17 protein-coding genes, 1 pseudogene and 1 riboswitch are annotated in these 18,507 nt (G+C 73.6%); of the genes and pseudogenes, 6 read left to right on the plus strand and 12 right to left on the minus strand.

Annotated features, from left to right (window positions below; genetic code table 11):
- Positions 1-3 precede the first annotated feature (3 nt).
- Positions 4-1,695 carry a DUF885 domain-containing protein gene (locus tag QC385_RS02980; RefSeq protein WP_279539654.1) on the plus strand — a complete coding sequence of 564 codons (1,692 nt, stop codon included), beginning with the start codon at positions 4-6 and terminating at the stop codon, positions 1,693-1,695.
- 22 nt (positions 1,696-1,717) lie between these two features.
- On the opposite strand, the pseudogene QC385_RS02985 reads toward QC385_RS02980, so the two are convergent.
- From QC385_RS02985 to QC385_RS03000, 4 genes and pseudogenes are all read right to left on the minus strand, one after another.
- Positions 1,718-1,855 (minus strand): annotated as a pseudogene (locus QC385_RS02985) (SDR family oxidoreductase); the annotation flags it as partial.
- Positions 1,856-1,882: 27 nt separating this feature from the next.
- The gene (locus tag QC385_RS02990; protein ID WP_279539655.1) at positions 1,883-2,401 is read right to left on the minus strand and encodes an immunity 21 family protein; all 519 of its coding nucleotides are present in this window, start codon (positions 2,399-2,401) and stop codon (positions 1,883-1,885) included.
- Between the two features lie 90 nt (positions 2,402-2,491).
- Positions 2,492-5,488 carry an SMC family ATPase gene (locus QC385_RS02995; RefSeq protein ID WP_279539656.1) on the minus strand — a complete coding sequence of 999 codons (2,997 nt, stop codon included), beginning with the start codon at positions 5,486-5,488 and terminating at the stop codon, positions 2,492-2,494.
- Positions 5,485-6,648 (minus strand): exonuclease SbcCD subunit D, encoded by a 1,164-nt coding sequence (locus QC385_RS03000; protein ID WP_279539657.1) that lies wholly within the window; start codon positions 6,646-6,648, stop codon positions 5,485-5,487. Before QC385_RS03000 ends, QC385_RS02995 begins: the two co-directional genes overlap by 4 nt.
- Before the next feature lie 273 nt (positions 6,649-6,921).
- On the opposite strand from QC385_RS03000, the gene QC385_RS43945 reads away from it, so the two are divergent.
- Entirely contained in the window at positions 6,922-7,368 is a 447-nt protein-coding gene (locus QC385_RS43945) for a hypothetical protein (protein WP_336621266.1), read from the plus strand.
- 197 nt (positions 7,369-7,565) lie between these two features.
- On the opposite strand, the gene QC385_RS03010 is transcribed toward QC385_RS43945, so the two are convergent.
- From QC385_RS03010 to QC385_RS03035, 6 genes are all read right to left on the minus strand, one after another.
- Positions 7,566-8,192: a YigZ family protein gene (locus QC385_RS03010; RefSeq protein ID WP_279539658.1), complete on the minus strand. Its 627-nt coding sequence runs from the start codon at positions 8,190-8,192 to the stop codon at positions 7,566-7,568.
- Positions 8,193-8,219: 27 nt separating this feature from the next.
- Positions 8,220-8,762 carry a SixA phosphatase family protein gene (locus QC385_RS03015; protein ID WP_279539659.1) on the minus strand — a complete coding sequence of 181 codons (543 nt, stop codon included), beginning with the start codon at positions 8,760-8,762 and terminating at the stop codon, positions 8,220-8,222.
- Positions 8,759-9,664: a hypothetical protein gene (locus QC385_RS03020; protein WP_279539660.1), complete on the minus strand. Its 906-nt coding sequence runs from the start codon at positions 9,662-9,664 to the stop codon at positions 8,759-8,761. Before QC385_RS03020 ends, QC385_RS03015 begins: the two co-directional genes overlap by 4 nt.
- A gap of 195 nt (positions 9,665-9,859) precedes the next feature.
- The gene (locus tag QC385_RS03025; protein ID WP_443032832.1) at positions 9,860-10,639 is read right to left on the minus strand and encodes an ABC transporter ATP-binding protein; all 780 of its coding nucleotides are present in this window, start codon (positions 10,637-10,639) and stop codon (positions 9,860-9,862) included.
- 17 nt (positions 10,640-10,656) lie between these two features.
- Positions 10,657-11,670, minus strand: coding sequence for a FecCD family ABC transporter permease (locus QC385_RS03030; protein WP_279539662.1), 1,014 nt, complete (start codon positions 11,668-11,670; stop codon positions 10,657-10,659).
- Positions 11,667-12,692, minus strand: a complete 1,026-nt coding sequence (locus QC385_RS03035) for an ABC transporter substrate-binding protein (RefSeq protein WP_279539663.1) — start codon at positions 12,690-12,692, stop codon at positions 11,667-11,669. Before QC385_RS03035 ends, QC385_RS03030 begins: the two co-directional genes overlap by 4 nt.
- Positions 12,693-12,775: 83 nt before the next feature.
- Positions 12,776-12,934: riboswitch (cobalamin riboswitch) on the minus strand.
- Positions 12,935-13,030: 96 nt separating this feature from the next.
- Here QC385_RS03035 and QC385_RS03040 point away from each other — a divergent pair.
- The 3 genes from QC385_RS03040 to QC385_RS03050 all read left to right on the plus strand — a co-directional run bounded on the left by QC385_RS03040 (position 13,031) and on the right by QC385_RS03050 (position 16,480).
- Positions 13,031-13,441 carry a CoA-binding protein gene (locus QC385_RS03040; protein ID WP_279539664.1) on the plus strand — a complete coding sequence of 137 codons (411 nt, stop codon included), beginning with the start codon at positions 13,031-13,033 and terminating at the stop codon, positions 13,439-13,441.
- A 172-nt stretch (positions 13,442-13,613) separates the two neighbouring features.
- A complete protein-coding gene (locus tag QC385_RS03045; protein WP_279539665.1) occupies positions 13,614-15,218 on the plus strand; it encodes an APC family permease in 1,605 nt (534 codons plus the stop codon).
- Between the two features lie 38 nt (positions 15,219-15,256).
- Entirely contained in the window at positions 15,257-16,480 is a 1,224-nt protein-coding gene (locus QC385_RS03050) for a 4-hydroxybenzoate 3-monooxygenase (protein ID WP_279539666.1), read from the plus strand.
- Between the two features lies 1 nt (position 16,481).
- On the opposite strand, the gene QC385_RS03055 is transcribed toward QC385_RS03050, so the two are convergent.
- Entirely contained in the window at positions 16,482-16,841 is a 360-nt protein-coding gene (locus QC385_RS03055; protein ID WP_193508480.1) for an ArsR/SmtB family transcription factor, read from the minus strand.
- A gap of 17 nt (positions 16,842-16,858) precedes the next feature.
- On the opposite strand from QC385_RS03055, the gene QC385_RS03060 reads away from it, so the two are divergent.
- The gene (locus QC385_RS03060) at positions 16,859-17,929 is read left to right on the plus strand and encodes a cation diffusion facilitator family transporter (protein ID WP_443032827.1); all 1,071 of its coding nucleotides are present in this window, start codon (positions 16,859-16,861) and stop codon (positions 17,927-17,929) included.
- 12 nt (positions 17,930-17,941) lie between these two features.
- Here the strand turns inward: QC385_RS03060 and QC385_RS03065 are convergent, their stop codons facing one another.
- Complete coding sequence (locus tag QC385_RS03065) at positions 17,942-18,499, minus strand: YbaK/EbsC family protein (RefSeq protein ID WP_279539668.1); 558 nt, start codon at positions 18,497-18,499, stop codon at positions 17,942-17,944.
- Positions 18,500-18,507: the final 8 nt, after the last annotated feature.

The following is an 18,507-nucleotide window of genomic DNA, read 5'->3' on the forward strand; positions in this document are numbered from 1 at the left end:
CGCATGTCTGAGATCAAGAGCCCGCTGCCCCGTGAGGTCGCCGACGCGTACGTCGACGAGCTCGTCGCCCTCGACCCGATCACCGGTACGTTCCTCGGCGTCAAGGAGAGTTCGAGCAGGCTGCCCGACACCTCGCCCGCGGGTCAGGAGGCGTTCGCGGAGCTGGCGCGCCGGACGCTGGCCCGGCTGGACGAGGCGGAGCGGCTGCCCGGCGCGGACAGTGACATCGAGCGCCGGTGCGGGCGGCTGCTGCGCGAGCGGCTCAACGCCGAACTCGGCGTGCACGAGGCCGAGGAGGGTCTGCGTTCCGTCAGCAACCTGAGCTCCGTCGCCCATGCGGTGCGGCAGGTGTTCACCGTGACGCCGGCGCAGTCGGAGGAGGACTGGGCGGCGATCGCCGAGCGGCTGCGCGCGGTCCCGGCCGCACTGGAGGGGTACCGGGAGTCCCTGGCGCTCGGCCTGGAGCGGAAGCTGTACGGCGGGCCGCGCGCCACCGCCACGTTCGTGGAGCAGCTCGGGGAGTGGGCGGACGCCGACGGCGAGGGCCGCGGCTGGTTCGAGACCTACGCGGCCGCCGGACCCGAAGCGCTGCGGTCCGAGCTGGACACGGCGGCCCGCTCGGCCACCGAGGCGGTCGTGCGGCTGCGCGACTGGATGCGGGACGTGTACGCACCGGCGGTCGAGGGCGCGCCGGACGTGGTGGGCCGGGAGCGGTACGCGCGCTGGGTGCGGTACTACAACGGCACGGACCTCGACCTGGACGAGGCGTACGCGTACGGCTGGTCCGAGTACCACCGCCTCCTCGGCGAGATGAAGTCGGAGGCCGAGAAGATCCTTCCCGGTGCCGCCACGCCGTGGGTGGCGCTGGCGCACCTGGACGAGCACGGCACGCACATCGAGGGCGTCGACGAGGTGCGCGACTGGTTGCAGTCACTGATGGACGAGGCGATCGGCGCGCTCGACGGCACCCACTTCGACCTGGCCGAGCGGGTGCGCCGGGTGGAGTCGCGCATCGCCCCTCCGGGCAGCGCCGCGGCCCCCTACTACACGCCGCCGTCGGACGACTTCACACGCCCGGGCTGCACCTGGCTGCCGACCATGGGTGAGACGAGCTTCCCCGTCTACGACCTGGTGTCGACCTGGTATCACGAGGGCGTGCCCGGCCACCACCTCCAGCTGGCCCAGTGGAAGCACGTGGCGGAGAACCTCTCCCGCTACCAGGCGAGTGTCGGCATGGTGAGCGCCAACGCCGAGGGCTGGGCCCTGTACGCGGAGCGCCTGATGGACGAACTGGGCTTCCTGACGGACCCGGAGCGCCGGCTCGGTTACCTGGACGCGCAGATGATGCGTGCCCTGCGCGTCATCATCGACATCGGCATGCACCTGGAGCTGACGATCCCGGACGACTCCCCCTTCCACCCGGGCGAGCGCTGGACGCCCGAGCTGGCGCAGGAGTTCTTCCGCTCGCACAGCAGCCGGCCCGCGGACTTCGTGGAGAGTGAGCTGACCCGCTACCTGTCCATGCCGGGCCAGGCCATCGGCTACAAGCTCGGCGAGCGGGCCTGGCTGCTGGGCCGCGAGAAGGCCCGCGCCCGGCGCGGTGACGCCTTCGACCCGAAGGCCTGGCACATGGCGGCCCTCTCGCAGGGTTCCCTGGGCCTGGACGACCTGGTCGACGAACTGTCCCGGCTCTAGGGGAAGTCAGCCTCCAGGAACGTCAGCGGCGGAAGCCGCCCTCGGAGTCGATGACCTGCCCGGTGACCCACTCCCCCTCGTCCGTGGCGAGCCATGCGATGAGGCGGGCAGGGTCGTCGGGCATGCCCCACCGCCCGGCGGGGAAGCGCTCCGCGACGGCCCGCGGTCCTCGCCGGTCATCCCACGGTCACCCAGGCGCAAGCAACCGCAACTGAACCAAGCCCAACCACGTTTCAGGCCCGGGCTGCACCCGAACCGCCCGAACCGCGTAGCGCCCCCGCTCCAGAACCACCCGAACCCCCTCGCTCCCCGAAGGGTCCGCCCCGGGCCACGCCGCATCGAAGAGCAGCACGGCCCCTGGCACGTCCCAGTGGACGTCCGGCTCCCACTCCGCCGTATCGACAGCCGACGGCACGCTCGCCAGCAACTCGTCCTCGGAGTTGCCCGCACACCACCGGACGAACATCCCGTGGTCGGGCAGATAGGCCGTCGAGGCAGGCTCGTCGCCCAGAACCAGCGCCGTGCAGTCGCCGACCGGCAGGAGCCCGACGTGCCCGTCCACCTCGCACGCCCGGTCGTAGTCGGACGCCGTCTCCTCGCCGTCGGCACCGGCCCAGAACGGCAGAACCGTCTCCGGCACCGCTATCAGCGGCCCACCGCCCGACTCCACCCATTCCACGACGCCGGGCTCCGCGTATCGCACCATGGCGCAAGAACCTACATGGTCAACTCCCTTCGAAACTGCGGGGGTCAGCAGCCGCAGCCGACGGCGCCGACGGGAGCCGTAAGGGGTGCCTCAGCCCACGCCGCGCTGCCTCAGCACCGACCCGGACCTGCCCTTGACGACCTCCAGTTGGGCGTGGATCCGCCGCCGCAGGTCGGGCACGTGGCTGACGATGCCGACGCTGCGGTCGCGTTCGCGCAGGGAGTCGAGGACGTCGAGGACCTCGTCGAGGGTCTGGTCGTCGAGGCTGCCGAAGCCCTCGTCGATGAAGAGGGTGTCCAGCCGCACCCCGCCCGCCTCGTCCGTGACGACGTCCGCGAGGCCGAGGGCGAGGGCGAGCGAGGCGAAGAACGTCTCGCCGCCCGACAGCGTCGCCGTGTCCCGCTCGCGGCCGGTCCAGGCGTCGACGACGTGCAGTCCGAGTCCGCTGCGGCCGCGTCCGGTGCGGTCGTCGGAGTGGACCAGGGTGTACCGGCCGGACGACATGCGGCGCAGGCGTACGGTCGCGGCGGCGGCCACCTGTTCGAGGCGGGCCGCCAGCACGTACGACTCCAGGCGCATCCGGCGTTCGTTGTCCGCCGAGGTGCCTGCGGTGAGGCCGGCCATGCGGGCGACCCGGTCGTACTCCTCGCGCAGCGGCGCCAGCCGGCGTACGGAGGCGGTCGCCCGGGCGGAGAGCCGGTCGAGTTCGGCGCAGCGCCGGGCGGCGGCGTCGTGGGCGGAGGCGGCGTCGCGCAGCCGGCGGGCCGCGGTGTCGGCGGCGAGCTGCGCCGACGCGAGGTCGGCGGGCTGCTGCCGGGCGGCGGCCGCGGCGTCGGCCTCGGCGAGGACGGCCCGTACGGCGGCCTCCTCGTTCTGCCAGGCGTCCAGGCGGCGTTGCAGCTCGCGGTGGGCGCTGTCGTCGAGGAGGGCGGCGGCCGCGTCCCGCGGGGTGTCGAAGCCGGCGCGGAAGGCGGCGTCGGCGAGCCGGGCATCGGCGTCCTTGAGCCGCTGGGCGGTGTCCTCGGCGGCGCGGGCGGCGTCGGCGGCGTCCGTGAGCAGCGCGGTCCGGCGCTCCAGTTGGGCGGCCCGGGCGGCGACGCTGTCCAGGGCGCCCCGCGCCCGGTCCAGCTCCTCCTCCAGGGCGGCGCGTTCGCTCTCCAGCCGCTCCCGGTGGCCGACCCGGGCGGCGCTGCGCACGGCGGCCTCCTGCCGGGCGGCGACGCGCCGTTCGTGCTCGTGCCCGGCCTGCCGCAGCCGCTCCTGCGCGGCGTGCAGCTCGGCGGCGCCCCGGCGGGCCCGCGCGTACTGGTCCTCCAACTCCTCGGCGTCGCGGGCGAGTTGTTCGGTGGGTGTGTCGCCTGCCTCGGCGGTGGCGGCGGCCAGCGCCTCGCGTACGACGCCGAGGTTCCGCTCGTTGTCGGCGCGCTGTTCGTCGGCGCGCTGGTAGGCGGCCAGGGCGTGTTCCTCGGCCTCGCGGTCGACGTGCCCGGCGACCTTGCGGGCGGGCGCGGGGTGTTCGGTGGCGCCGCAGACGGCGCAGGGCTCGCCGTCGGTGAGGTTCGCCGCCAGTTCGGCGGCGATGCCGGTCAGGCGCTGCTCCTTGAGGTCCAGCCAGTGCTGCTTGGCGCGCAGCGCCTCCTCCTGTGCGGTGCGGACCTGCCCGACGGCCTTGTTCGTGTCCTCGGCGAGCTGGTCGCGCAGCCGGGCCGCCTTCAGCCGCTGCCGCGCGGGCTCGCGCCGTACGGCGAGCTGTTCGGCGAGGGAGGCGGCCTGCTGCGCGGAGTCGACGCCTGCCTGGAGGGCGGTGCGCGTCTCCTCCCAGCCGTCGAGCCAGGCGTCCGCCTCCTGGAGGACGTCGGCGTCGGCGCGCTCCTGGTGGTCCAGGCCGGCGCGTTCGTCGAGGAGTTCGGCCAGCCGCCGCTCGGCGCGGCGGGCCGAGTCCAGTCCGCCCAGTTCCTCGGCGGCCCGGCGGGCGGCGGCCGCGAGCCCGGCCGCGCCCGCGTCGGTGAAGGTCTCGGGCAGCAGGGCACGCGCGCGTGCCTCGGCGGCGGCCGCCCGCCGGTGTTCGGCGTCGGCGGTCTCCCGCAGGTCCAGGGCGGGTGCGACCGCCTCGGCCTTGCGGGCGCGCTCCATGCGCCTCTGCGCCTCCCGGTAGGCCTCCGTCCGCTCCTCCAGAAGTGCCGCCCGTTCCCGTGCTTCCGTGAACCGCCGCTGGAGTCGGGCGAGTTCGCGTACGTCGTCGAGGGCGCGGCCGGCGGCGGCCTGCGCGGACTCGGCGGCGGCGAGCGTGCACTCGGCGACGGTCAGCTGTTCGCGGGCGGTGCTGCGGGCGACGGCGGCGGCGCCCAGCACGGCCTCGGCGAGGCCCGGTTCGCCGGGGGCCAGGTCCGGCAGGCGCATGGCGTCGCCGGCGGCCTGCTGCATGCGGTGGGCGTCGGCCAGCAGGGCGGCGTCCCCGTCCCGCACCTGGGTTTCGGTGGCGCGGCGGCGCTCGGCGAGGCGCTTCTCCACGTCGGCGAAGCGGCGGGTGTCGAACAGGCGGCCCAGCAGCTTGCCCCGGGCCTCGGCGTCGGCGCGCAGGAACCGCGCGAAGTCGCCCTGTGGCAACAGCACGACCTGGCAGAACTGCTCCCGGCTCATGCCGAGCAGCTGGGTGATCTCCTCGCCGATCTCCTGGTGGGAGCGGCTGAGGTCCTTCCAGGTCGCGGCCGTGGTGTCGTACTCGCGGAGCCAGGTCTGGGCCTTGTCGAGGGTCGTGCCGGTGCCGCGTTTCTTGGGGCGTTCCCAGGGCGGCTGCCGGGTGATCTCCAGGCGGCGTCCGGCCACGGCGAGTTCGAGGGTGACCTCCGTGCGGGTCGCCGGCGCGGCGTGGTCGCTGCGCAGGGCCGTGCCCTGTCCTCCGCCCTGCCGGGCGCCCGGCACCGAGCCGTACAGGGCGTAGCACACGGCGTCGAGGACGGATGTCTTGCCCGCGCCGGTGGGTCCGTGCAGCAGGAACAGCCCGGCCGCCGACAGCTCGTCGAAGTCGACGCTCTGGGTGCCCCCGAAGGGTCCGAAGGCGGTGACCGTCAGCCGGTGGAGCCTCACCGGGCGACCTCCCGTACGGTCTCGTCGGCCCGCACCGCGTCGAACGCGTCCCGCAGTACGTCCTGTTCGTGCGCGTCGGGTCCGGCGCCGCGCACGTGGGCGACGAAGTCCTCCGCGATCTGCTGGTCGCTGCGCCCGGCCAGGCGCCGGGCGTACGACACCTCGGGGTCGTCCTCGGTCCGGTCGGGGTCGAAGACGAGGCTGAGGGTGTGCGGGAAGCGCTCGGTGAGCCGGGCCATCGGGTCGGCCGGGCGGACCGGGTCGGTGAGCGTGGCCTCGACCCACGCTTCCTCGTGCCGCGCCAGCTCGGGGTCGGCGAGCAGGTCCTCCAGCGTGCCCCGGATCCGGGCCAGGGCGCGCGGCACCGGGCAGTCGAGGCGCTCGGCGTCGACGGAGCCGTCGGCGGCCAGGTCGACGAGCCACATGCTCTTGCGGTGGGCGGCCTCGGAGAAGGAGTAGGGCAGCGGGGAGCCGGAGTAGCGGACGCGGTCGGTGAGGGTCTGGCAGCCGTGCAGATGCCCGAGCGCCACGTAGTCGACGCCGTCGAAGACACCGGCGGGCACCGCGGCCACGCCGCCGACGGTGATGTCCCGTTCGCTGTCGCTGGGTTCGCCGCCGGTGACGAAGGCGTGCGCGAGGACGACGGAGCGCGTGCCGGGCGCCCGCGCGGCGAGGTCGGCTCGGACCCGGCCCATTGCGGCGGCGAGCACGGCCTCGTGCCCGGCCTTCTCCACACCGAACTCGTCCTTCACCAGGGCTGGTTCGAGGTAGGGCAGCCCGTAGAAGGCGACGTCCCCGTGGGCGTCGGGCAGCACCACCGGGGTGCCGGCCGCCGACGGCTCGGTCCGCAGGTGGATGCCGGCCCGCCCGATGAGGCCCGCACCGACGCCCAGCCGGCGGGCCGAGTCGTGGTTCCCGGAGATCATCACCGTCGGCACGCCGAGGTCGGCGAGGCGGTGCAGGGCGTCGTCGAACAACTCGACCGCGGCGAGTGGCGGCACGGCCCGGTCGTACACGTCCCCGGACACGACCACCGCGTCCACGGCATGCTCCCGCACGGTCGTGACGAGGTGGCCGATGAACTCGGCCTGGGCGCCGAGCATGTTCACCCGGTGGAACGACCGGCCCAGGTGCCAGTCGGACGTGTGCAGCAGTCTCACGACGCCGCTCCGACCCGCATGTCTCCCCCTGCTACCGCTCCACGACCCGCACGAGCCGGCACGGCTCGCTGTCAGCACCCACCACGCTAACCCGTGCGGGCACCTGGTCCCTCACGAACCTCTGGATGACCCACCCATCGGACGTCGATTCAGAGGAAATATCCGCATGTATGCCGTGGAACAGGCCGCTCCGACGCGGGTCCTTCTCGGAGAGCTGGTCGGCGACGGTCCCGCTCAGCCCTGCCCCGCGGGGTCCAGGCACTCGTGCCCGACATGGGACAGGCCCCGCGCGTTCAGCTCGTCCTGCACGTCGTCGAGCAGCTCGCGCAGCAACCCGGCGAGTGCCTCGCGCCGCTCCGGGCCCAGGCGTTCCAGCAGCTGCGGCCGGGGGCGGGGGCGGGGCGGCGCGTGACCAGGTGGTCGCGCTCGGCGCGTGCGACCCGCTGGGAGATGGCGCCCGCGGTCACCAGGGAGTGCCCGGCGAGGTCTCCCCAGGCACCGGGACCGGACACCGGCACGGCCGACTTCGCGGAGGCCTTCGACCTCACCGCCTGGGTCCTCGCGGCACTCGCCGTCGGCACGGCACTGCTCGCCGTCCGGCTGGGCCGCGTTCCCACGAACGCGGAAGCGGCGGCGGATACGCGGGCCGAGGTCGGCCAAGGCCCCTTCGACGCCACCGTCCACCCGGAGGAGCCCGCCGTCACCGACACCGGCCGGTAGCCCTCCGCCGCAGACGGTCCGGCGCCCGCCGCTCCGCCCCTTCTCAGCTGCGCCCCTTCGCCGGTCCGGCCGAGGGGCGGAGCGCGTACGGGAAAGCGACGCCCTCGATGGCGCGCCGCGGGCCGCCGTCCCCCTCCACCGCCGGTGACGCCCCACGGGCCGGCTCCCGGGCCGCCGCGCAGGTGACTGACCGCGCGTCAGGCGTCGCCGTACGCCTCCCCGCCCGCTTCGAAGCCGGCCGTTCCGGCGGTCGCGTCGGCGAGCCACGCCCGGAAGGCGTCCACGTCGGCGTCCGGCAGCGCGATGTCGATCGTGACCGCCTCCCCGTAGCGCACGTCCCGCACCTCGCGCCCGCCGGTACGCAGGTCGTTCTCGAGCCTGCCGGCCCGCTGGTGGTCGACGGTGACCGTGGCCAGCCGGAACCGGCGGCGGGTGCGCGTGCCGAGGGTGTCCAGGGCCTCGCCGACCGCTCCGCCGTACGCCCGGATGAGCCCGCCGGCGCCGAGCTTGACCCCGCCGAAGTAGCGGGTGACGACGGCGACGACGTACCGCATGTCGCGGCGCAGCAGCATCTGGAGCATGGGAACGCCGGCGGTGCCGCCGGGTTCGCCGTCGTCACTCGCCTTCTGGACGGAGGCGTCGGCGCCGATGACGTAGGCCCAGCAGTTGTGGGACGCGTCGGCGTGCTCCTTGCGGACCGTGGCGATGAAGTCCTGCGCCTCCTGCTCGGTGGCCGCCGGGGCGAGGGCGCACAGGAAGCGGGAGCGGTTGACCTCGGTCTCGTGCACGCCGGCGCGGGCGACCGTGCGGTATTCGTCCTGCATCCGGTCAGCCTATGCGCGGGCCCGGGGCTACTTCTTCGTGCCCCGGGGCACGGTCACGGAGGTGAGCAGCGCGGTGCCGGGCGTGAGGGCCTGCCAGGTCGTGCCGTACCAGGACAGTACGGCGATGGCCGACGTCGGGAACTTCGTCCGGACCCGTTCCAGGCTGTCGTCGAGGCCGTCACCGGCGAGCGCCAGGACCAGTTCCTCAAGGCCCGGGTTGTGCCCGATCAGCAGCAGCGTCTCCACCTCGGCCGACACCTCGTGCACGACGGTCAGCAGACCGGCCGGGCTCGCGGCGTACAGGCGCCGGTCGTACCGGACCGGCGGGGGCGTGCCCCACTCGGCGGCGGCCAGCTCCCAGGTCCGGCGGGCGCGTACGGCGGTGGAGCACAGTGCGAGGTCCGGCAGGCAGTCGGCCTCGGCCAGGGCCTGCCCGGCCGCGGGTGCGTCCCGGCGGCCGCGCGGGGCGAGCGGGCGCTCGTGGTCGGCGACGTCCAGGGGCCAGGCGGACTTGGCGTGCCGCAGCACGACCAGTCGGCGCAGCGGGCCCGCTCCGGCGCGCTCGATCATGACGGGGCTCCCAGGTCGCGGGTGAGTTCGAGGCCGAGCAGCCGGTCGGCGTAGGCGTACGTCTCGAAACGGGCGCCGTCCGGCAGCCCCGGCTCGTTCTCCACCCACCGCAGTTCGTCGAGCACCCGGGGCACGTCCAGATCGTCCTCCCAGGCCTCGCGCAACCGCCCGCGCACCTCGTCGGGGACGGGGCGCGAGGGACTTCGGGACCAACGGGCGACCGCGCCGCGCCAGCGGGCGAGGGTGGCGCCAGCCTCCTCCAGGACGGCCGCCTCCAGCCGGACGGGGGCGCTGTGGTGCCGCGTGAGCAGAGCGAGACGCAGGACGGTGGGGTCGACACCGCCCGGCGTGCCGGATCCCGTCGACCGGCCGGTCGACGGGTACGACGCCGAGGACTTGTCAGCTCGCGGATCCTCCTCCGCCGCCCGGCCGCTCGGGCCACCCGACTCGGCGATCCCGCCGACCGGCGGGCCCGGCTCCGCCGAAACGTCGTCCGCCGTCCCGGCTTCCCGCCGCTCCCCGCCCGACGTGCCCTGCCCCGTCACCTCCACAGGCGCGACAGCGATCCGCACCCCGTCCGGGGCGGTCCCGCCCGCGGCGGCGACATGGACGACCTGGGCCTCGCCCAGTCCGGCGCTGACATCGGGGCTGTCCTCGAAGGGGCGGATGCCGAGGGCCGCGGCGTCCGCGCGCAGCTCCGCCTGCCGGCTCCCGCCGGTCAGCAGGGCCCACACGGGTGTGCCGCCGATCTCCAGCGCCCGCACGAGCAGGTCCGCCACGAGCAGCACCCGCAGACTCGTCGCGTCGGAGCCGGGCGCGTGCGCCTCGACACGGGTCAGGCCCCGGCGGGCCGGAGCGGCGTGGACCGGCTCGCCGGTACGGGCGTCGATGATGCGCAGCACGAGGCGAGCGTAGGCCGGGTGGGCGGGCACACGCAGGCATGTGCGGCCTTTTCCGGCCATCGTGGCGGGAACGCCCCACCAATGGCGTGCCGGGCAGACCATGTCACAGGGCGGAGACCGTCCATCGAGGAGTCCTCGGTCGGTCAGGGAGGCATCAGTCGGTCAGGCCCCATGGCGCGAATGCCCACGGCCCGCTCAGCCCAGCGTCCCCAGGAACCGCACATGGGGCCGCCGCTCGGGGCCTTCACAGCTGACGGCGGCCCGCACCCCGTACACCTCGGCGATGAGTTCCTCCGTCAGGACATCGCCCGGAGCACCACCCGCCACGACCCGACCCGCGCTCAGGACGACGACCTGGTCGCAGTACATCGCCGCGAGGTTGAGGTCGTGCAGGGCCACGACGGTGGTGACCGGCAGGCCCGTGACCAGGGCGAGCAGGTCGAGCTGGTGGTGGATGTCGAGGTGGTTCGTCGGCTCGTCCAGGAGGAGTTCGCGGGGTTCCTGGGCGAGCGCGCGGGCGATCTGCACCCGTTGGCGTTCGCCGCCCGAGAGGGTGTGCCAGGGCTGGTCGGCGCGGTCGGCGAGGCCGGTGCGCTCCAGGGCGCCACGCACCGCGCGCTCGTCGTCCGGCGACGCCGGCGTCCAGGCCCGGCGGTGCGGCACGCGGCCCAGCCGTACGACCTCCGCGACCGTCAACTCGACCTGTGTGTCCGCCTGCTGCTCGACCACGGCGAGGCGGCGGGCGACCGTACGCCGGGGCAGGTCGCCCAGTGGCGTGCCGTCGAGGGTGACGACTCCGGCGGTCGGCGTGAGCAACCCGGCCAGCAGCCGCAGCAGCGTGGACTTGCCGGAGCCGTTGGGGCCGAGGACGCCGACGGTGGAGCCGGTCTCCGGCGCGAGGACGACACCGTCGAGGACGAGGCGCCCGCCGGCCCGGCGACCGACCCTCTCGGCGCGCAGCCCGGCACCGCTCACCGCCGCCTCCACCCCGCTCACCGCACCTTCCGTGTCCGGTACAGCACCGCCACGAACGCCGGCACGCCGATCAGCGACGTCACGACTCCCACCGGCACCTCCTGCGGATCCAGGACCGTACGGGCGAGCGTGTCCACCCACACCAGGAACACCGCACCGGCGAGTGCGGTGACCGGCAGCAGCCGGACGTGCCCCGGACCGGCCAGGGCCCGCGCGGCGTGCGGCAGGACCAGCCCGACGAAGCCGATCGCCCCGGCCGAGCTGACCAGCGCGGCCGTGAGCAGGGCCGTGACGCACAGCAGCACCAGGCGGGTGCGGGCCACCGACACCCCGAGGGCCGCCGCCGCGTCCTGCCCGAAGGAGAAGGCGTCGAGGGTTCGGGCGTGCGACAGGCACACCACCAGCGTCACGGCCAGGACGGCCAGGCACAGCCACACGTCGGTCCAGCCCGCGCCGCCGAGCGAGCCGAGGAGCCAGAACAGCACGCCCCGGGTCGTCTCGGCGTCGGCGGCGGTCATCACGATGAAGGAGGTGAGCGCGGAGAAGAGCTGCATGGCGGCGACTCCCGCGAGGACGACCCGGTCGGTCGTGCCGCCGAGTGTGTGGCTGAGCAGCAGCACCAGCGCGAAGGACACCAGGGCGCCGAGGAACGCTCCCGCGGATACCGAGACGGCGCCGCCGCCCACGCCCAGGACGACGACCACGACCGCGCCGGTGGAGGCGCCGGAGGACACCCCGAGCACGAAGGGGTCGGCGAGCGGGTTGCGCAGCAGCGACTGCATCACCGCCCCGCACACGGCCAGTCCGGCCCCGCACACGGCCGCGAGCAGCGTGCGCGGCAGTCGCAGCTGCCAGACGATCCCGTCGCGGATGGGCGTGAGGTCCGAGCTGCCGAGTCCGAGGTGGGCCGCGACGGCGGACCAGACGTCCGCGACCCGGATGTCGGCCGGGCCGACGGTGATCGCCAGGGCCAGGGAGACCACCAGCAGCAAGGCGCCCGCGACACCGAGCGCGGGTCCGCGGACCGTCACTTCACGAGCCCGAACTCGCGCAGTCCGGCGGCTACCTTCTCCACTCCCTCGACCGTGCGGATGGTCGGGTTCATGGCCTGCCCGCTGAGCAGCACGTACCGCTTGTGCCTGACCGCCTCCATGTTCCTGGTGACCGGGTTGGACTCCAGGAAGGCGATCTTCTTCGCGGCCGACTCGGCGGTCTGCGACTTGCGGGTGAGGTCGCCGATGACGAGGACGTCGGGGTCGCGTTCGGCGACCGTCTCCCAGTTGATCTGCGGCCACTCCTCGTGCGTGTCGTCGAAGACGTTCTTCGCGCCGAGGGCCCGCGTGATGACGCCGGGCGCTCCGCAACAGCCCGCCATGTACGGCGACTCGGAGTTGGCGAACCAGTACAGGAGGGTGACGTCGGAGGCGTCGACGCCCCGTGTGGCCTTGGCCATGCGCCGCTGGAGGGAGGCGACGAGCTTGTCGCCCCGTTCCCGCACGCCGAACACGGTCGCCAGGTCGCGTACTTCGCCGTAGACGGTGTCGATGCCCAGCGCCTTGGCGCGCGCGCCGTCGCCGCCCCCGGAGTTGTCCTTGCCGGCGCAGTCCGACGGGGAGACGTACGTGGGCACGCCGAGCTTCTCGAACTGCTCGCGGGTGGCGACGCCGCCCTTGCCGAGGGTGGAGACGAAGGAGGCGGCGACGAAGTCGGGGCCGGCGTCCAGGACCCGTTCGAAGGACGGGTTGTTGTCGGAGATGCGCGGCACCTTCGCGTTGGCCTTCGCCAGCCCCTTCATCACCGGGTCGGTCCAGGTGGCCGTGCCCGCGAGGCGGTCGGCGAGGCCGAGGGAGAGCAGGATCTCGGTGGTGCCCTGGTTGAGGGAGACGGCGTGTCGCGGCGCGGCCTCGACGCGTACCTCGTGCCCGCAGTTGTCGAGGGTGACGGCGGCCTTCTCGGCGGTGGCCTTCGAGTCGCCGCAGCCGGTCAGGAGCAGGGAGCCGGCCGCGAGCAGGACGGCGGCACGGGCGGGTCGGGCAGGTCGGGCGAGGGGCACGGAAACCAGTCCTCAGTCGTCGAGGGCTCGATCGCGGAGCCCGGTCGTACGGTGCTCCCCCGCCGCGGACCGCCGCGGGGGCCGCCAGCAGGTCTTCGGACTCGGGTTCGTCCGGTACGGGGCGCCTTCCCGGACGTCACACGCCGTCCAGTGGCCGAGGCCCCGCCCGTCCCCCTCACCGCTGCGCGTCAGTTCCGGATTCGCACCGGATTCCCTGACCCACGTACATGGGTTCGACTGGCCTCGGCAAGCTATCACGGAGGGCGCCGGGGAATCACCGCGCACCGTCCGTCGTTGTGCGGACGACAGTTCTTCCGCGACTTTCGAGGAGGCCGCCGGTGTACGGCGACGAGGCAACGGTCCGCAGGATCCTCACCGGGCTCGGCGACACCTGGGCCGTGGTGGGCCTGTCGTCGAACGAGCAGCGCGCGGCGTACGGCGTCGCCGCCGTGCTCCAGCGCTACGGCAAGCGCGTCGTGCCCGTGCACCCGAAGGCGGAGACGGTGCACGGCGAGCAGGGGTACGCCAGTCTGGCGGACATCCCCTTCGACGTGGACGTCGTGGACGTGTTCGTGAACAGCGATCTCGCCGGAGCCGTCGCGGACGAGGCGGCCGCGAAGGGCGCGAAGGCGGTGTGGTTCCAGCTCGGCGTCATCGACGAGGCGGCGTACGACCGGACCCGTGCCGCGGGACTGGAGATGGTGATGGACCGCTGCCCGGCGATCGAGATCCCCCGGCTCGGGCAGTGACCTCAACGATTCCTCATCGCCGCCTACAGAATTCCTGAAACACTTCCCAGGAAATACCCGCGCCCGGTCAAGGCTGCGCAACTCGCCTTCTGCCGCCGGATAATCGATTCCTAATCTGAGGCCTCTTGCTCGCCGAACTCTCCGAGTTCATTTATGAGAGGCCCTTGAATTCATGGTAAGAGACGGCCTCCGCCGGGATGTCGGACTGATCGGCCTCATGTGGGCGTCGGTCGGCTCCATCATCGGCTCCGGCTGGTTGTACGGCGCCGAGAAGGCGGTCGTGGCGGCCGGCCCCGCGGCGATCCTGTCCTGGCTGATCGGCGCGGTCGCGATCGTGCTGCTGGCACTGGTGCACGCGGAACTCGGCGGCATGTTCCCGGTCGCGGGCGGCACTGCGCGCTATCCGCACTACGCGTTCGGCGGTCTCGCCGGCATGTCCTTCGGCTGGTTCTCCTGGCTCCAGGCGGCGACCGTGGCCCCGATCGAGGTCGAGGCCATGATCGGCTACGCCGGGCACTGGCACTGGGCCCAGGGCTTCCAGCACGCCGAGGACGGGACGCTGACGACGAGCGGGTTCGTCGTCGCCGTCGTCCTCATGGCCGTGTTCGTCGTCATCAACTTCCTCGGCGTGCGGATCCTGGCGCACACCAACAGCGCCGCCACCTGGTGGAAGGTGGCCGTGCCGCTGGCCGCGATCTTCATCATCGCGGCCGGCAACTTCCACCCGGGCAACTTCACCGAGCACGGCTTCGCGCCTTTCGGTGCCCACGGCGTGCTGAGCGCCGTCAGTTCCAGCGGCATCATCTTCGCCCTGCTGGGCTTCGAGCAGGCGATCCAGCTGGCGGGCGAGAGCCGCGACCCGGCCCGTGACCTGCCCCGCGCGACGCTCGGCTCGGTCGCCATCGGAGCCGCGATCTACGTCCTGCTCCAGATCGTCTTCATCGCCGCCCTGCCGCTGACCGCCTTCGCGCACGGCTGGGCCAAGCTCGACTACCCCGGCCTCAGCGGCCCTTGGGCGGGACTGGCCACCCTGCTGGGGCTCGGCTGGCTGAGCGTGGTGCTGTACCTGGACGCGGTCGTCTCACCCGGCGGCACCGGACTGATCTACACCACCGCCACCTCCCGCGTCTCCTACGGTCTGGCCCGCAACGGCTACGCGCCGAAGATCTTCACGCGCACCGACGCGCGCGGCGTGCCCTGGTTCGGGCTGATCGTCTCCTTCGTGACCGGCGTGGTCTGCTTCCTGCCGTTCCCGAGCTGGCAGCAATTGGTCGGCTTCATCACCTCGGCGAGCGTGCTGATGTACGCGGGCGCCCCACTGGCGTACGGCGTCTTCGCCGACCGCCTGCCCCACCGCGAACGGCCTTACCGCCTGCCCGGCGGGAACGTCGTCTCCCCGCTGTCGTTCGTGGTGGCCAACCTCATCATCTACTGGTCGACCTGGGACACGCTGTGGCGGCTCGGTGTGGCCATCGTCCTCGGTTACGTCCTGCTCGGCGGATACGCCTGGTACGCCACCCGCAAGGGCCTGCCCGACGCACCCCGGCTCGACTGGAGGGCCGCCCGGTGGCTGCCCGTCTACCTGCTGGGCATGGGCGTCATCTCCTGGCAGGGCGGCTTCGGCGGTCAGGGACACATCGCGCTGTGGTGGGACATCGCGGTCATCACGGTGTTCTCCCTGGCGATCTACTACTGGGCCCGGGCGTCGGCGTCCAGCCCGGAGGAGATCGAGCGGAGCATCGGGGAGGTGGCCGTCATCGAGACGCCCGTCCACTGACACCGGCCACGCGCGGCCGGCGCCTCCATAATGAGCGCATGACCCAAGCCGCCCCGCCCCCCAACTCCGGCGCCCCGCAACACTTTCCGGTCGTCGTCGTGGGCGCCGGTCCCGCGGGGCTGACCGTCGGCAACATCCTGCGGGCCGCGTCGGTGGACTGCCTGGTGCTGGAGACCGAGACCCGGGAGTTCATCGAACAGCGGCCCCGGGCCGGAGTCATCGAGGAATGGGCCGTGCGGGGCCTGGAGAAGCGGGGCCTCGCCCGGAACCTGCTGGACCGTGCGGAGCTGCACACCGCGTGCGAGTTCCGCTTCGACGGCGAGCGGTACCGGTTCCCCTACGGCGAGCTGACCGGCAGTCACCACTTCGTCTACCCGCAGCCGTTGCTGGTGACGGACCTGGTGCGCGAGTACGCCGACGTACGCGGCGGACAGATCCGCTTCGGGGTCCGGGACGTACGGGTGCACGACATCGACACCGACCGGCCGACGGTGTCGTACACCTGCCCGCAGACGGGTGAACACCGGGTCGTGCACTGCGACTTCGTGGCCGGCTGCGACGGGGCGCGCGGGGTGACGCGGGCCGCCCTGCCGCCGGAGCGGGTCCGTGTCGCGCGGCACGACTACGGCATCGGCTGGCTGGCCCTGCTCGCCGAGGCGCCGCCGTCCGCGGACTGCGTGCTGTTCGGCTGCCACGCCAAGGGGTTCGCCGGGCAGATGCCCCGCAGCCCGGAGGTGACCCGCTACTACCTCCAGTGCCCGCCGGGCGACGACCCGGAGAACTGGCCGCACGAACGCGTCTGGGCGGAGCTCCAGGAGCGGCTCGGGGCGTCCGGTGTGCCGCCGCTGACGGAGGGGCGGCTGATCGAGAAGCGCGTGCTGGACATGCACGACTACGTGGTCGAGCCGATGGTGTTCGGCCGGCTCTTCCTCGCCGGTGACGCGGCCCATCTGGCCGCCCCCATCGCCGCCAAGGGCATGAACCTCGCCCTGCACGACGCCTTCCTGCTCGGTGACGCTCTGGTTGCCTGCTTGACCGGCGGGGACGACAGCGGCCTCGGCGGCTATGCGCAGGCGTGCCTGCGGCGGGTGTGGGACTACCAGGAGTTCTCGCAGTGGCTGTCCGAGGTGTACCACGGCACGGCAGCGGGTGACCCGTTCCGCGCGGGCACCGCCCTTGCCCGGCTGCGCCGCCTGTTCACGTCGCCCGCGGCGGCCGCCGCCTTTGCCGAGCAGTACCTGGGGACGGCCGCGCGGTACTGACTCAGTCGTGGACGGGCCGGTCGCTGAGCCGGTGGTCGGCCACGTTCAGCGCCTCGTCCACGAGCCGGCGCAGATGGCCGTCGCGGAGCGAGTAGATCACCCGGCGGCCCTCCTTGCGCGTGTTCACCAGGCCCGCGAGCCGCAGTCGCGCCAGGTGCTGGCTGACGGCGGGCCGGGCCGCCCCGCACCTCTCCGTGAGGGTCGTGACGTCGGCTTCCGACTCGGCCAGCGCATGCAGCAGGGTGAGCCGGGTGCGGTCACCGAGCAGGGCGAGGATTTCGGCCGCGAGCGCGAACTGTTCCTCGCCGGGGCTGCGCGGATGCGCATCGTGCGCAGATGATAGGTGCATGCGTGCGCTCATACGCACATAATGGCCCCATGGGCGTGGGCACGTCCACTCGCACGCACCGGAAGGGGACTCACGTGAGCGACCGGCACGAGCATCCACACCACCACTCCCGCACCGGCCTCCGCCACCGCCTCTCCCACCTCCTCACCCCGCACTCCCACGAGACGGCCGACAAGGTCGACCCGGCACTGGAGTCCTCGGCCCGCGGGATGCGGGCGCTGTGGGTCTCGCTCGCGGTGCTCGGGGTGACGGCGCTGGCGCAGGCGGTCGTGGTGGCCGCCTCCGGCTCGGTTGCGCTGCTCGGGGACACCGTGCACAACGCCGCGGACGCGCTGACCGCCGTGCCGCTCGGGATCGCCTTCGTGCTGGGGCGGCGCGCGGCCACGCGGCGTTTCACCTACGGCTACGGGCGGGCCGAGGACCTGGCGGGTCTGGTGATCGTGCTGACGATCGCCGCGTCGGCGGCCTTCGCCGGGTGGACGGCGATCGACCGCCTCCTCGACCCGCGCCCGGTCCAGCACATACCGGCGGTCGCGCTGGCCGCCCTCGTCGGGTTCGCGGGCAACGAGTGGGTGGCCCGCTACCGCATCCGCGTCGGCCGTGCGATCGGCTCGGCCGCGCTGGTCGCCGACGGACTGCACGCCCGCACCGACGGTTTCACCTCACTGGCCGTGCTGCTGGGTGCCGGCGGGTCGGCCCTGGGCTGGCAACTGGCCGACCCGATCGTCGGGCTGGCGATCACGGCGGCGATCGTCCTGGTGCTGCGGGACGCCGCGCGGGAGGTGTTCCGCCGGGTGATGGATGCCGTCGACCCGGCCCTGGTGGACCGGGCCGAGCGGGCGCTGAGCGAGGTCCCCGGGGTGCGCGGGGTCGGCGAGCTGCGGCTGCGCTGGATCGGTCACCGGCTGCGCGCCGAGGTCGCGGTCGTGGTGGACGGCGACGTGACCGTACGCCAGGCCCACCGCATCGCCGTCGACGCCGAGCACGCGCTGCTGCACGCGGTACCCCGGCTCACCGCGGCCCTGGTCCACGCCGACCCGGAACCGGCCCCGGGCGAGGCCGACCCGCATCTGTCGCTGGCCCACCACGCGACGGCCTAGGTGTGCTGTCCCTCAGACAACCCCGAGCCCCTCCAGCACCACCGCGCCCGGCAGTTCCGCGAACGCCTTGCCCGGCACCAGCAGCTTGCCGCGCCGCCGGCCGCTGCCGACCAGCACGTACGGCAGGTCGACGACGGCCGCGTCCACCAGTACGGGCCAGCCGCCGGGCAGTCCGAGCGGGGTGATGCCGCCGTACTCCATGCCGGTCTCCCCGGTCGCCGTGTCCGTCGCGGCGAAGGAGGCCTTGCGGGCGCCGAGTTGGCGGCGTACGACGCCGTTGACGTCGACCCGGGTGGTGGACAGCACCACGCACGCGGCGAGCGTGGACTCGCCGCCGCGCTTGCCCGCGACGACCACGCAGTTCGCGGACCGCTCCAGCAGGTCGCGGCCGTAGTGCTCCACGAAGGTGGCCGTGTCGGCCCACTCCGGGTCGGTGTCGACGTAGAGGATCTGGTCGGCGGGGACGCTGCCCTGCCAGTGGCGCACGGCGTCGGCGACCGGGCCGGTGAGCTCGTCGAGGCAGGCGGGGGCCGGACGGGCGTCGTCGAAGTGTCCGATGGGTGCGCGCATGGTCGCAC

This window comes from Streptomyces sp. DH10 (genome assembly GCF_029813805.1).
Lineage (GTDB): Bacteria > Actinomycetota > Actinomycetes > Streptomycetales > Streptomycetaceae > Streptomyces > Streptomyces coeruleofuscus.

What these genes read in the sequence shown, in the direction of transcription:
- QC385_RS03065 (WP_279539668.1), bottom strand. Translation starts at nt 18,499, where the DNA reads ATGCGCGCACCCATCGGACACTTCGACGACGCCCGTCCGGCCCCCGCC.
- QC385_RS03050 (WP_279539666.1), top strand. Translation starts at nt 15,257, where the DNA reads ATGACCCAAGCCGCCCCGCCCCCCAACTCCGGCGCCCCGCAACACTTT.
- QC385_RS02980 (WP_279539654.1), top strand. Translation starts at nt 4, where the DNA reads ATGTCTGAGATCAAGAGCCCGCTGCCCCGTGAGGTCGCCGACGCGTAC.
- QC385_RS03010 (WP_279539658.1), bottom strand. Translation starts at nt 8,192, where the DNA reads ATGCAGGACGAATACCGCACGGTCGCCCGCGCCGGCGTGCACGAGACC.
- QC385_RS03060 (WP_443032827.1), top strand. Translation starts at nt 16,859, where the DNA reads ATGGGCGTGGGCACGTCCACTCGCACGCACCGGAAGGGGACTCACGTG.
- QC385_RS02990 (WP_279539655.1), bottom strand. Translation starts at nt 2,401, where the DNA reads ATGGTGCGATACGCGGAGCCCGGCGTCGTGGAATGGGTGGAGTCGGGC.
- QC385_RS03015 (WP_279539659.1), bottom strand. Translation starts at nt 8,762, where the DNA reads ATGATCGAGCGCGCCGGAGCGGGCCCGCTGCGCCGACTGGTCGTGCTG.
- QC385_RS03045 (WP_279539665.1), top strand. Translation starts at nt 13,614, where the DNA reads ATGGTAAGAGACGGCCTCCGCCGGGATGTCGGACTGATCGGCCTCATG.
- QC385_RS43945 (WP_336621266.1), top strand. Translation starts at nt 6,922, where the DNA reads ATGGGACAGGCCCCGCGCGTTCAGCTCGTCCTGCACGTCGTCGAGCAG.
- QC385_RS03055 (WP_193508480.1), bottom strand. Translation starts at nt 16,841, where the DNA reads ATGAGCGCACGCATGCACCTATCATCTGCGCACGATGCGCATCCGCGC.